This is a genomic window from Microcystis sp. M015S2 (assembly GCF_020245945.1).
Classification (GTDB): Bacteria; Cyanobacteriota; Cyanobacteriia; order Cyanobacteriales; family Microcystaceae; genus Microcystis.
The window spans coordinates 1-11,657 of record NZ_JADBTX010000112.1; the positions used below are offsets into that span (position 1 = coordinate 1).

The 11,657-nt window shown below is 43.4% G+C and carries 13 protein-coding genes and 2 pseudogenes; 8 read left to right on the forward strand and 7 right to left on the reverse strand.

What is annotated here, in order from left to right:
* Nucleotides 1-195, reverse strand: a pseudogene (locus IM473_RS18895) (photosystem II q(b) protein); the annotation flags it as partial.
* A gap of 185 nt (nucleotides 196-380) precedes the next feature.
* Between IM473_RS18895 and cynS the strand changes: the two are divergent.
* The gene (gene cynS / locus IM473_RS18900; protein WP_287660042.1) at nucleotides 381-818 is read left to right on the forward strand and encodes a cyanase; all 438 of its coding nucleotides are present in this window, start codon (nucleotides 381-383) and stop codon (nucleotides 816-818) included.
* Between the two features lie 358 nt (nucleotides 819-1,176).
* Here cynS and IM473_RS18905 read toward each other — a convergent pair whose 3' ends face one another.
* On the reverse strand, nucleotides 1,177-2,988 hold the full coding sequence (locus tag IM473_RS18905; protein ID WP_287660043.1) for a sodium:solute symporter family protein: 1,812 nt from the start codon (nucleotides 2,986-2,988) through the stop codon (nucleotides 1,177-1,179).
* A 43-nt stretch (nucleotides 2,989-3,031) separates the two neighbouring features.
* Nucleotides 3,032-3,400, reverse strand: coding sequence for a hypothetical protein (locus IM473_RS18910; RefSeq protein WP_287660044.1), 369 nt, complete (start codon nucleotides 3,398-3,400; stop codon nucleotides 3,032-3,034).
* 153 nt (nucleotides 3,401-3,553) lie between these two features.
* Here IM473_RS18910 and IM473_RS18915 point away from each other — a divergent pair, with 153 nt between their 5' ends.
* Nucleotides 3,554-3,727 carry a hypothetical protein gene (locus tag IM473_RS18915; protein ID WP_002791720.1) on the forward strand — a complete coding sequence of 58 codons (174 nt, stop codon included), beginning with the start codon at nucleotides 3,554-3,556 and terminating at the stop codon, nucleotides 3,725-3,727.
* An 11-nt stretch (nucleotides 3,728-3,738) separates the two neighbouring features.
* Here IM473_RS18915 and IM473_RS18920 read toward each other — a convergent pair whose 3' ends face one another.
* Nucleotides 3,739-4,341, reverse strand: a complete 603-nt coding sequence (locus IM473_RS18920; RefSeq protein ID WP_287660045.1) for a chromophore lyase CpcT/CpeT — start codon at nucleotides 4,339-4,341, stop codon at nucleotides 3,739-3,741.
* Between the two features lie 77 nt (nucleotides 4,342-4,418).
* Nucleotides 4,419-5,444 (reverse strand): cyanophycinase, encoded by a 1,026-nt coding sequence (locus IM473_RS18925; RefSeq protein ID WP_287660046.1) that lies wholly within the window; start codon nucleotides 5,442-5,444, stop codon nucleotides 4,419-4,421.
* Nucleotides 5,445-5,664: 220 nt separating this feature from the next.
* On the opposite strand from IM473_RS18925, the gene IM473_RS18930 reads away from it, so the two are divergent.
* The gene (locus IM473_RS18930; protein ID WP_287660047.1) at nucleotides 5,665-6,813 is read left to right on the forward strand and encodes a substrate-binding domain-containing protein; all 1,149 of its coding nucleotides are present in this window, start codon (nucleotides 5,665-5,667) and stop codon (nucleotides 6,811-6,813) included.
* Nucleotides 6,814-6,914: 101 nt separating this feature from the next.
* Here IM473_RS18930 and IM473_RS18935 read toward each other — a convergent pair whose 3' ends face one another.
* A complete protein-coding gene (locus IM473_RS18935) occupies nucleotides 6,915-8,144 on the reverse strand; it encodes a site-2 protease family protein (RefSeq protein ID WP_287660048.1) in 1,230 nt (409 codons plus the stop codon).
* 63 nt (nucleotides 8,145-8,207) lie between these two features.
* On the opposite strand from IM473_RS18935, the gene ruvA reads away from it, so the two are divergent.
* The 4 genes from ruvA to IM473_RS18955 all read left to right on the forward strand — a co-directional run bounded on the left by ruvA (nucleotide 8,208) and on the right by IM473_RS18955 (nucleotide 10,718).
* Entirely contained in the window at nucleotides 8,208-8,837 is a 630-nt protein-coding gene (gene ruvA / locus IM473_RS18940; protein ID WP_287660049.1) for a Holliday junction branch migration protein RuvA, read from the forward strand.
* 437 nt (nucleotides 8,838-9,274) lie between these two features.
* Nucleotides 9,275-9,760, forward strand: coding sequence for an allophycocyanin subunit alpha (gene apcA, locus IM473_RS18945; protein ID WP_002739012.1), 486 nt, complete (start codon nucleotides 9,275-9,277; stop codon nucleotides 9,758-9,760).
* Nucleotides 9,761-9,839: 79 nt separating this feature from the next.
* On the forward strand, nucleotides 9,840-10,325 hold the full coding sequence (apcB, locus tag IM473_RS18950; protein ID WP_149106796.1) for an allophycocyanin subunit beta: 486 nt from the start codon (nucleotides 9,840-9,842) through the stop codon (nucleotides 10,323-10,325).
* A 189-nt stretch (nucleotides 10,326-10,514) separates the two neighbouring features.
* Nucleotides 10,515-10,718 (forward strand): phycobilisome linker polypeptide, encoded by a 204-nt coding sequence (locus tag IM473_RS18955; protein ID WP_002739162.1) that lies wholly within the window; start codon nucleotides 10,515-10,517, stop codon nucleotides 10,716-10,718.
* Nucleotides 10,719-10,770: 52 nt separating this feature from the next.
* On the opposite strand, the gene msrB is transcribed toward IM473_RS18955, so the two are convergent.
* Complete coding sequence (gene msrB, locus IM473_RS18960; RefSeq protein ID WP_287660050.1) at nucleotides 10,771-11,187, reverse strand: peptide-methionine (R)-S-oxide reductase MsrB; 417 nt, start codon at nucleotides 11,185-11,187, stop codon at nucleotides 10,771-10,773.
* A 275-nt stretch (nucleotides 11,188-11,462) separates the two neighbouring features.
* Between msrB and IM473_RS18965 the strand changes: the two are divergent.
* Nucleotides 11,463-11,657, forward strand: a pseudogene (locus IM473_RS18965) (photosystem II q(b) protein); the annotation flags it as partial.

Below are 11,657 nucleotides of genomic sequence, written 5' to 3' on the forward strand. Positions count from 1 at the left end.
CTCGCGAATACCGTCGATATCTACGGGAGGAGCGGCGATAAAGGCGATGATGAAGCAGGTGGTGGCGGTGAGCAGGGTGGGGATCATGATCACACCGAACCAACCGATGTATAAACGGTTGTTGGTGCTGGTGATCCACTGGCAGAACTGCTCCCACAGGGAAGCGCTCTCGCGCTGTTGTAGAGTTGTAGTCATGGTTGGATAATTTCTGTATGTATTAGGTTGTCAAGGTTCGTTGTTTGACATGAGTTAATACTATCGGCTTTTTATAGTTATGTAAAGGGGTTTTAAGGAATATTTTTTTATCAATGTCATAACTTTTACTTATATAATTGATGTTCAGGTAAACTAGAAGCAGACAAATTCTGCAAAAATAAGCAATGATACCCGAAATTACCGCAAAACTATTGGAAGCGAAGAAGGAAAAAGGACTGAGTTTCGCTGACCTAGAAGCGATTCTAGGACGAGATGAGGTGTGGATTGCCGCTGTTTTTTACCGGCAAGCGAGCGCCTCCCCAGAGGAAGCATCGAAAATTGTGGCAGCTTTGGGACTGGGAAACGAAATCGTCGCATCCTTAACCGAGTATCCTGTCAAGGGATTGGGTCCGGTTGTCCCCACCGACCCCCTGATTTATCGTTTCTACGAGATCATGCAGGTGTATGGAATGCCTCTAAAATCGGTGATTCATGAAAAATTCGGCGATGGTATTATGAGTGCGATCGATTTTACCCTCGACGTGGATAAGGAGGAGGACCCTAAAGGCGATCGCGTTAAAATTACCATGTCGGGTAAGTTTTTATCCTATAAGAAGTGGTGAGTCCGGCTAAAGTCAACGGTAAGGGATTTCTATTCCTTGCCGCTTTTGCTATTTTTCTTAACAAAACTTAACAATTGACAGCAAAATTTTGCTTGCTTTTTTTTGCAGATTTTGGGACAATATTTTTAAAAGAGTTTACTAATAATGGGAATCTTAGGAACTAAAGCTAAACACAAAAGTCCCATTATAAGATAATTATAACCCAAGCCGCCGCAAAAGTCAAGGGATATCTCCTAATTCAGTGATCAGTAATCAGTAATCAGTGAAAAGACAGTAGGAAACTGGCATTTGATGAGGCTCACTTAATCCATACTGCACACTTAAAAATCAAATCTGATAACTGATAACTGATAACTGCCTAACCTAAATCTCGGTCTTTAGTGACGGTAATTTCCTTAGATAAATGTCGATACCAAGTAAAATAGAGACCGATGGAAAGCAAAAGAAAAACCAAAGCCAAAATCTTCAAACTTTGCCACTGCTTGATGATTAAAACAATCCCCATCATAAAGAGGACTAATTGCCAAGGAACGGTGAGAAAAGCGGCGATGATATCCCGTTGATTTTCCGCTTTAATTTTTGCCTGTAGGTTAGGTTTAACACTTTGACGGACTTCTCCCCAAAAGCCAAAAGGTCGGGTAACATTATAGAAATTTTCCATGACTAAACTATCGGTAGGAGGAGTTAACAAAGTAGCGATAATACAGCCAGCTAAAGCGAACAAACTCGGCACAAGAAAGAGAATATATTCCTGATATTGACTGTGACGAAAGAAAGGTAAAATTATCACTTGTGAGGCAATAGCCGCAATCATTCCCGCTAAAGTTCCCACAGCAAAACCATAACCATTAAAGCGCCACCAATACCAACGTAATAGGAGAGGAACTGCTAATCCCACCCCTAATCCCGTGGTTAACCAACCCCAAATATCATTGACATTTTGGATATTAAAACTCAAAACTAAGCCAATTACTACCACAAAAACCGAGGCCAGACGACCTTGAAAAACTAACTCCTGTTCTCCCGCATTCGGTTTCAAAAAAGCTTGATAGATATCTTTGACCCAATAGGCAGCACTAGCATTAATAACCGCATTAAAAGTGGACATAGCCGCCGCTAAAAAAGCAGCAATTAATAACCCCTTCATCCCCACGGGAACGTATTGAGTAATCACCGTGGCCAGAATTCTTTCCGGATCTGTAATCGTGCCTTTAGTTAAACCGTAGTGAATACCTAAAACCGCAAAAGCTGTGACTAACGGCCAACGGAAAGAAAGCAGAATAATCCAGAATAAAGATAATAAACCGGCATCTCGATCGCTTTTGGCGGCTAGGTATCGTTGTAACATATAACCACCGCTGCCGCTGCAACCTTCGATGATGGTTTTAACTAAATAAAAGAAAATCACCCCACCAAACAAATTAAAGATGGCATAATCTCCGGGTAAATCCAAAGTTAAGGAGGGAAAAATACTAGCCCAGTCGCTTAAATTCCAAGTTTTTGGCTCTGCTGCCCCTGGAATTGCTACCGTGAAACTATCGGGAAGATTAACAGTAAAAAAGGCCACTGTCGATACATAAATGACCGCCACAAAAATCAGAAACCCTTGAAATAAATCGGTAATTACCCCACCATAGAAACCACTGGCCACCGTATAAATCAAGGTTAGAAGAATTAATATCACCGAAGCAAGACGATCATCCATACCCAGAAACTGCCCTAAAAATTTCCCCCCCGCAACGGAGAAATAACTCATCGCACCGATAGAGAATAAGAGAGTGGCGACGGCGCTAATAATTCGGGCAAAATTACCCTGTTTTCCAGTTCCAAAGCGAAATTGCATCCATTCCGCCATGGTCATAACTTGGGCCCGGCGATTCCATTTACCCATAAAAGCCATGAGAAAGGCCATAATTAGGACAACACCGCCGCGGATTTCGATAAATAGTCCTTTGGGTCCGACGGCGTAAATTAGGGCAGAAATGACCATAGTTCCCGCTAAATCGGTGTTAGCCGCCATTCCCGACACCCCTAACATCCACCAGGGCAAATTGCGATTACCTAAAAAGTAGGATTCTAGACCTTGAGAAGCTTTTTTCTCGGCTATAATCCCGATTATTAGGGTTGCTGCCAGATAAAGCAGGATAATTACATAATCAATTAACTGCATAGTTGAGATTAATTTAACTTTCGATCGTTATAGCATCAATTGACTACGATTTCTGGCTAACGGTTTCTTTTTCTAAGATTTGCACCCGTTGCTCTAGCTTTTTTAAATCTTCCTTTAATTCAATTACTAAAGTAGCTAAACGCTGGAACAGTGGGTCAGTTTCCCCGACTACTTCCCCATTTACTATACCCGTTCCCGATCGCCGTTGGGGAATGGGAGCGGCATTTTCCCCGCGGATGGATATTCCTCGGACTTGACTTTCAAGGCGCTCGACTCGATTGCGAAGACTAATTAACTCCGATCTTACCGCCGTATCCGATTGTGCCTTGCTGGCATTAACAAAACTCAGTATTAGCAAAAGGGAGATAATCAGCGTTAAAAAGCCAGAAAAAGAGATTTTAGCTAATTTCATCGATTTTACCTCCTATCTATCTTACCCGACTTAATGTTAAGAAACGTGGCTAAATCTAAAGCTTGATTGCAATTCCCCCCCCAGGTGATTAGTGGCTCAAAAGAGGATGATAAGGTAAAAAGCACGATTTTGTCGAAATTTGGCCTTATCTCTATGTATAAAAACTCAGATAAAGATTTTCTCGGAGCAGCAATCACCGCCGGTTTAGGTGCAGGAATCGTCACTTCTTTTGCCGTCAATCAAGGACAAGACATCGGTACAGCTTTAGGAATTACCGCTTTAGCGGCTCTTTGCGGTGTTATCTGCCGTCATTTTGACCTAATGTGATGCAATCTTCCTCACACCTCCAATTCTGCCGAAAAATCCCGTTTTTTCTCGTATTGATAGGGACCGAGCAGAGCGCCCCAAATTCCCTTACCACTGCCGGGATCTAGACCTTTATCGTAGGTTTTTAGGCTATGACTCGTCACCTCGAAACCCAAAGACACCTGATAGGTTGTCCCTTCATAGGTGAATTGACAGCGCTGTTCCGGTTGCGGTTGGGCGATAAACTGGTATTGATGATCAGCGAGGGTATGGACTTGGACCGCTAAAGTGCAAGTAGGCAGGAAAGTTAGGTCTTCTAAGCTAATTTTTCGCAAAATATCGGGATTTTTGCCCGCACCTTGCACGGATTTCAGGTCATTAAACATATAATGCCTAACCTCTAACCCTCCCGATTCCGAGCGCGTTAATCGCCACAGTCGCGGTCGGTAGGGTTGGTCTAAATTGATGATACTGGCTTGTTCGGCAAAAAGCGCGATGCTGTCTTCCCGAAATAAAGGCAGCGGACGCAACCATAAACGCAGGTGAACGTACCACACCGGTTCTGCTTGCGCTTGCCGTTGATTTTCAAATTCACCCGCAAGATACTGACCAAAAGTGATTAATTCAGGGGTCATAGCTCAAAAAATTCTCCTTATTGCCTCAAAATTAATCCTAACACCCATAGAAATCACTTTTTTGACAAAAATGACCTTTAGGCTACCAGAACCCGCTTAAACCCAGCTATTCCCCCTTTAGTGTACCAATATTCCCAGCGACCGCCAGCAGCACTAGACCAATCCTTGAGGTCAAATTTACCGCTGCCGGAGGGAATTCCTGCGATGCGATAGACTTTCACCGCTTGACCGTTATTATTCCAGATTAAAGGTCGATCCGGCTCCATCTGTTCGGGTAGAGTCCTGTTAGTTTGCAGAAAATAGGCATCTTGTCCCTTATCGGTGCCGTTGCCATAGACTTTGGCGATACCATCCTCATCGATCGCCAGAAAAGCACCTTCTTCTAAACCGATAGCGTAGGCAGGTAGTTGATTGTGATTATCGTGTACATTGCGGGCTAAAAAACCAAAAAGGCGACCATATCTTGTTTCGGGATGATCTTGATTGAGTCGATCCAAATGGGTATCTGTCACCACTTTTTTGAGAAAAGGAACCCGAATAAAATCACTCCGATAGAAGTCTTTGGTGTTGAAGTGAAAGGGATTATTTAATATTTCCGAACTCAGGACCCCTTCGTGAGTGGGCGCGTAGTAAAAATCACCCAGAATAGCCATTCCTGCGCTGGTTCCCGCCACGGGAACTTTTTTCTCATTGATCAGATAATTGATCGCTGTTTCCACCTTTGTGCTTTCCCACAAATCCTCGTACTGATTTTGATCACCACCGGCAAAAAAAAGAATATCGGCATTACTAATATATTCGATAACATCAGGATGATTCGCCCCTTCACGACTATCAATTGATAGTTCCGCCGCCGAGCCGATCAGGGAGGGATAATTGTCGCAAATCCAATCGGCTTGACTGCCAAGATCTCCAAAGCGCAACACTAAGTAATTACCGCCTTTAGCCCGATTCAATAACCATGTGGTCGCCTGATCTTCTCCTAACTTACCTTCTTCCGCTCCCCCGATTAATAAAATACCCGATCGATGTTTTACAGACTGAAAATTGGCTTTTCCACAACGACAAGAATAATGGAAATCTCGATCATGATTGTTTGACATAGTCTGATACCCTCTCCCCTTAGCTTACTGCTTCTATCCTAGCTTTAACTAGGACAAAATCAGAGTTTTCTACCATAAAAGTTAACAACAAAGCCGATCTATAGCTGAAATCGGTAGCGGCAAAACTCCCTAGTTTACATTCTGTTAAAAATCGTCCTATAATAATTTAAAGCTAGAAACTGGCAATTATTACTGTTGAAGTTGAGAATCGGCGGGCGATATGTTAAACAGACGTTCTTTTTTGCAAGGATTAGGTACAATCGCCTTAGCGGGGGGTTTAAGTGGCTGCGCTTCCAGAAGCGGCGATCCGAGCATTTTTCTCCTATCCGGTTCGATTCCGCCGCGATTACTAACAGATTTTCAGAAAACTATTGCCGAAAAAAAAGTCAATTTTCAGTCGGAAAGGCAGCTGAAAGAGCTATTAAAATTGTTGGAAAAATGGTTAAAAAATCAGGAGCAACCAACCTCACAATTTTCGATTCCTATCCCTTTTAGGGAACAAAACCCAGCGATGGGTAATTTAGTCACCCTAGGGGATGCTTGGCTAGGAAAAGCGATTACTAACGGTTTAATTCAACCCCTAGATACTTCTCAACTTTCTAATTGGTCAAAACTGCCCCCCCGTTGGCAAGAAAATATGACTCGCAATGGCCAAGGACAACCGCAAACAGAGGGTAAAGTCTGGGGTGCGCCCTACCGTTGGGGAATGACAGTAATTGCCTATAATGAGGAAGAATTCGCTCAATTTGACTGGCGACCACAGGATTGGTCTGATCTATGGCGACCGGAATTAACTGGTAAAATTGCCCTAATTGATAATCGTCGCGAAGTCATCGGTTTAACCCTAAAAAAATTGGGTTATTCTTATAATTTTAGTTATTTAAAACAAGTAATGGGACTAAAAGACCAGCTATTCGCTTTACAAAAACAGGTAAAATTTTATAGTTCTCAACATTATTTACAGCCCCTGATACTCGGTGATGTCTGGCTATCTGTGGGTTGGTCTAATGATATTTTACCAGTGAGCGATCGCTATAATAAAATTAAAGTTGTTGTCCCCAAATCTGGTACTTCTCTCTGGTCAGATGTGTGGGTAAAACCGGTTTTAACTACTCCTAATTCTCTTGTCGAGCAATGGATTGATTTTTGTTGGCAACCAGAATCCGCCACTAAAATTTCTTTATTTACCTCCGGATTATCACCCCTAATTCTCACTCAAAATCCCGACCAAATTCCCCCAGATATTAAAAATCATCCTTTACTTGTCAATCCAGAAGCGATCAAAAAAAGCGATTTTTTAAACCCTTTATCCCCAGCAACCGAGCAGGAATACGAGCAATTATGGGAAGCAATGCGACAGTCAGTATAGTCAGGAGATACTAGACAAAATTCTGCGAGAATATTGAGGTGAAAATTACATTTACCTAACTGATTCTAACTGATAACTGCTCACTGATAACTGCTCAGTGATTAAGCGGTTTGACTTTGGGTTTCTTGGGCGAGAAAAGTAAGGATAGAAGCTTTCTCAATTAATCCCAAAACCGTGCCGTTTTCTTCTACCACTGTCACTTGAGATAAATTTTCTCCTTCTAAAATTTTCACCACATCTAGGAGGGAAGTATTAGACAAAACCAGTTTGAGACTTTCGCTAGTTTGTAATAACTGGCCGATATTTACCTCTGTCCATTGGGAAGTGGGAATCGTTTTCAGAGCCTCTACATTAATCACTCCTAATAGTTTACCTTCGCTATCGGTAACTAGGAATTTAGACCATTGTTGTTTACCGATAACATAATTATTAGCAAACTCGCGCAGGGTTAAATTAATCGGAACTACAGGACTATTAGGAGAGATAACATCTTTAGCGGTGTAGCGACTTAGGAAATCTTGAACCTTAGCTGATTGAGCGGAAAAGCCAGCATTTTGTAGGAGGAAAATGCCAATTAATAGCGTCCAAAAACTGCCAAATTGAGTGATTCCGAGAATTGATAGCGCACCGATGACAATCGCTAACCAACCAAAAAATTGACCGAAACGACTAGCGAATAAAACCCCTTTATTGGGATTGCCTGTTACTTGCCAAACGATAGCTTTAAGGATATTACCACCATCTAAAGGTAAACCGGGGATCAGGTTAAATAAACCCAGAGCGAGGTTGATATAGGCAAGCAGAGAAAGAATCGCCGCTAGGGGCGCGCTTAAACTAATATTAAGACCAATAATTAGGAAGATACCGAAGAGCAGTAAACTAACTAAAGGGCCGGCAATTGCTACTAGAAAAGCTTCTAGGGGAGTTTTCGATTCTCTGCCGAGAGTTGCCAAACCACCGAATAAAAAGAGGGTAATTGATTTGACTTCAATACCTTGGGCGATGGCAACAAAACTATGACCTAATTCGTGGGCAACCACGGAGGCAAATAGGAGAATAGCGGCAAAAAATCCTAAGAGCCAGGGCATAATTCCCGTTAACTGGGGAAACTGACTTAATTCTCCCCCATAGGTTAAGGTAATTAACCCCAGAACAAAGAACCAAGAAGGATTAATATAAAAGGGAATTCCAAAGAGATTCCCGACTCTAATGTTGCCATTCATTTTGTATCTTCTCCAATTATGGGGGACTAACGCCAAGAAAATTAGGTTATCAATTGCGCCATTCACTTCTGTTAACAATTGTAACAAAAATGAAAATCTCTCCGGCATTCTTTCAGGGAGTAAAAACCGTCATCACTGTTGTTCGGTTATTTTCGTAGGAGAATTAAATCAATGATTAATTATTTACGGGGACAAGCGATCGAGGTGCTCAAAACCCCTAATAACCGACTGATCTTGATTTTAGACGTAAACCAGATCGGTTACGAAATCCAAATTCCCTCGCGATTAGCCCTAGACATCGGCAAAGATAACAATGATAGTTGTCAGATTTTTACTCACCTACTCCTTCGCGAGGAGCAGCCTTTATTATACGGTTTCGGCACCGCCCCAGAGCGAGATCTGTTTCGTCAACTGCTTTCCGTCAATGGAGTTGGAGCGCAATTAGCCCTAGCTTTAATCGATACCTTGGGGATTGAGGAACTTGTGGTGGCGATAGTGACAGGAAATACTAAAATTTTGAGCAAAACCCCCGGAGTCGGCTTAAAAACAGCAGAGAGAATCGCTTTAGAGTTAAAAACTAAATTGGCAGCATGGCGACAACTAAGAGAAGCGACGACGACAACCACGGCAATACTACCGGCAGCGGCAATCCTTGAAGATGTGCAGATGACCCTTTTGGCTTTAGGATACAGCCAAGAGGAGATCGAGCGAGCCATAGCAGTCCTCAGTCAAGATGCTTTATTTAGTAAAAATACTCAGCCTGAAGACTGGATTAAAGGGGCAATTAATTGGCTAGGGTAAACCAGTCTTCAGGAGTCAGGAGACAGGAGACAGGAGACGGAAGACAGAAGACAGAAGACAGAAGACAGAAGACAGAAGACAGGAGTCAGGAGATTATTTTTATTTATTCTCCCCGCTCCCTTCTCCCCCACTCCCTTCTCCCTGCTCCCTTCTCCCCACTTCATAATTCATAATTCATAATTCATAATTTATAATTCCCGCTCCCCACACCCCACACCCCACTCCGGCGCTCCTTTCTCAGGGCAAATGTTAAAAAGTATTACAAAAATAGTGAGAAGGTGAACCAGATGCCGCAAAATAGTTGCGTTAGGTCGCTCTAGCTAGGGAAGTCTTGAGACGCTGAGGCGGAAACGAGATAACTTGAGCGTAGTGACCACAACTGCTATAAAATGTCAGATTAAGTTTATTAATCTCACTTAGTTGGGAGGAATCCATCAATGAGTATCGTCACGAAATCGATCGTGAATGCTGATGCTGAAGCTCGTTACCTCAGCCCCGGCGAATTGGACAGAATTAAAGCCTTCGTTGGCAGTGGTGCCGCTCGTTTACGCATCGCTGAAACCCTGACCGGCGCTCGCGAAACCATCGTCAAACAAGCTGGCGATCGCTTGTTCCAAAAACGTCCTGACATCGTTTCCCCCGGTGGCAACGCTTACGGCGAAGAAATGACCGCTACCTGTCTGCGTGACATGGACTACTACCTACGTTTAATCACCTACGGAGTAGTTGCTGGTGATGTCACCCCGATTGAAGAAATCGGTTTGGTCGGTGTGCGTGAAATGTACAAATCTTTAGGAACCGACATCGGTGCCGTAGCTCAAAGCGTTCGCGAAATGAAAGAAGTTGCTACTGGTCTTATGTCTTCTGACGATGCTTCTGAAGCTTCTTCCTACTTCGATTACGTGATCGGCTCTATGTCGTAGAATAACTCCTTTGTGAATTGTTCTAGACACACCCCTCGTAAACCTCTTAAGATTAAGCAAAACTCAAGGAAGAACCACCATGCAAGACGCAATTACTTCTGTTATCAACTCTGCTGACGTTCAAGGCAAATACCTTGACGCTGCTGCTCTCGGCAAACTGAAAGGCTACTTCGCCACCGGTGAACTGCGCGTGCGCGCCGCTAGTGTCATTAGCGCTAACGCTGCTGGTATCGTTAAAGAAGCTGTGGCTAAGTCCCTGTTATACTCTGACGTAACCCGTCCCGGTGGCAATATGTACACCACCCGTCGTTACGCCGCTTGTATCCGTGACCTCGACTACTATCTCCGTTATGCTACCTACGCTATGTTAGCTGGAGATCCTTCTATCCTCGACGAGCGCGTTCTCAACGGACTGAAAGAAACCTACAACTCTTTAGGTGTACCCATCTCCTCCACCGTTCAAGCTATTCAAGCGATGAAAGAAGTCACCGCTAGTTTAGTTGGTGCTGACGCGGGTAAAGAAATGGGGATTTACTTCGACTACATTAGCTCTGGCTTAAGCTAGAAGTAACGAACTCGAACAAAATAGGTTCGGGAAGCCGAGGATGAGTGCTAGGTCTTTAAAGGCTGAATCTGTCCAAGATAGGTTTTGACGAGCTAGTATTGATCCTTGACTCCCGACCTTTGTTATTTTAGGAAAAAGCCTTCGTTAGTTTGAGCGACAAGTTTTTCAGCGATTAGGAGAAGTCAATCCATGCGGATGTTCAAAATCACCGCTTGTGTTCCAAGCCAAAGCCGCATTCGGACACAACGGGAATTACAAAATACCTATTTCACCAAACTCGTTCCCTACGATAATTGGTTTCGTGAGCAACAACGCATCATGAAAATGGGCGGCAAAATTGTCAAAGTGCAGTTAGCTACCGGCAAACCAGGGACTAATACAGGTTTACTGTAATTGGCTGCCACTGGAACTTAAAAAAAGAGGTCTTTCCAGACCTCTTTTTGCTTTAGGAATTTTTTTCAAACTGCAAAGCGGCAGAGTTGAGACAATAGCGTTTTCCCGTCGGGGGTGGACCATCATTAAAAACGTGACCGAGATGAGCATCACAGGCGGCACAAACAATCTCTGTCCGCACCATGAAAAAACTAACATCTCGTTCGTACTTAATATTAGCCTCGTTAGCAGCGGTCCAGAAACTCGGCCAACCAGTACCCGAATCATACTTGCTGTCAGAAGTAAATAACTCCGTACCACAGCAGACACATTTGTAAATACCTTTTTCTTTATTATCGTGATATTTACCCGTAAAAGCCCGTTCTGTTCCCTTTTTGCGGGTAACTTGGAACTGTTCGGGAGTTAGCTGGTCCCGCCATTCTGCATCGGTTTTACGAACTTTTTCTACCATAGTCAGGACAACCGCCATTATGATTAAATTTCTCTTTTTAGTCTAACCTGAGTTCGAGATCCAGGTTTTTTTCATAAACATGAAGTATGACCTGATTTGGCATCGGCCCCTGACGACGTACTCCCCAAAAGGAAAACTTGGTCAGGAAACCCTATAGACTTAGCATAATCTCAGCTTATCAATGGTATAAGTAACAATAGTTTCAAACCCCTTTACAAACCGATACAAAGTCTTTAAGATAGAGACATCATCAATCAATCGTACCTCGATAACTTAATAGGAATCATAAACCAATGACCACCACTCTACAACAGCGCGAAAGCGCTTCCCTGTGGGAGCAGTTCTGCCAGTGGATCACCAGCACCAACAACCGTCTTTATGTCGGCTGGTTCGGTGTGATCATGATCCCCACCCTGCTCACCGCCACCACCTGCTTCATCATCGCCTTTATCGCCGCTCCTCCCGTAGATATCGACGGTATTCGCGAG

What these genes read in the sequence shown, in the direction of transcription:
- IM473_RS18920 (WP_287660045.1), bottom strand. Translation starts at nt 4,341, where the DNA reads ATGACCCCTGAATTAATCACTTTTGGTCAGTATCTTGCGGGTGAATTT.
- ruvA (WP_287660049.1), top strand. Translation starts at nt 8,208, where the DNA reads ATGATTAATTATTTACGGGGACAAGCGATCGAGGTGCTCAAAACCCCT.
- IM473_RS18935 (WP_287660048.1), bottom strand. Translation starts at nt 8,144, where the DNA reads ATGCCGGAGAGATTTTCATTTTTGTTACAATTGTTAACAGAAGTGAAT.
- IM473_RS18915 (WP_002791720.1), top strand. Translation starts at nt 3,554, where the DNA reads ATGTATAAAAACTCAGATAAAGATTTTCTCGGAGCAGCAATCACCGCC.
- apcB (WP_149106796.1), top strand. Translation starts at nt 9,840, where the DNA reads ATGCAAGACGCAATTACTTCTGTTATCAACTCTGCTGACGTTCAAGGC.
- apcA (WP_002739012.1), top strand. Translation starts at nt 9,275, where the DNA reads ATGAGTATCGTCACGAAATCGATCGTGAATGCTGATGCTGAAGCTCGT.
- IM473_RS18905 (WP_287660043.1), bottom strand. Translation starts at nt 2,988, where the DNA reads ATGCAGTTAATTGATTATGTAATTATCCTGCTTTATCTGGCAGCAACC.
- IM473_RS18930 (WP_287660047.1), top strand. Translation starts at nt 5,665, where the DNA reads ATGTTAAACAGACGTTCTTTTTTGCAAGGATTAGGTACAATCGCCTTA.
- IM473_RS18910 (WP_287660044.1), bottom strand. Translation starts at nt 3,400, where the DNA reads ATGAAATTAGCTAAAATCTCTTTTTCTGGCTTTTTAACGCTGATTATC.
- cynS (WP_287660042.1), top strand. Translation starts at nt 381, where the DNA reads ATGATACCCGAAATTACCGCAAAACTATTGGAAGCGAAGAAGGAAAAA.
- IM473_RS18955 (WP_002739162.1), top strand. Translation starts at nt 10,515, where the DNA reads ATGCGGATGTTCAAAATCACCGCTTGTGTTCCAAGCCAAAGCCGCATT.
- msrB (WP_287660050.1), bottom strand. Translation starts at nt 11,187, where the DNA reads ATGGCGGTTGTCCTGACTATGGTAGAAAAAGTTCGTAAAACCGATGCA.
- IM473_RS18925 (WP_287660046.1), bottom strand. Translation starts at nt 5,444, where the DNA reads ATGTCAAACAATCATGATCGAGATTTCCATTATTCTTGTCGTTGTGGA.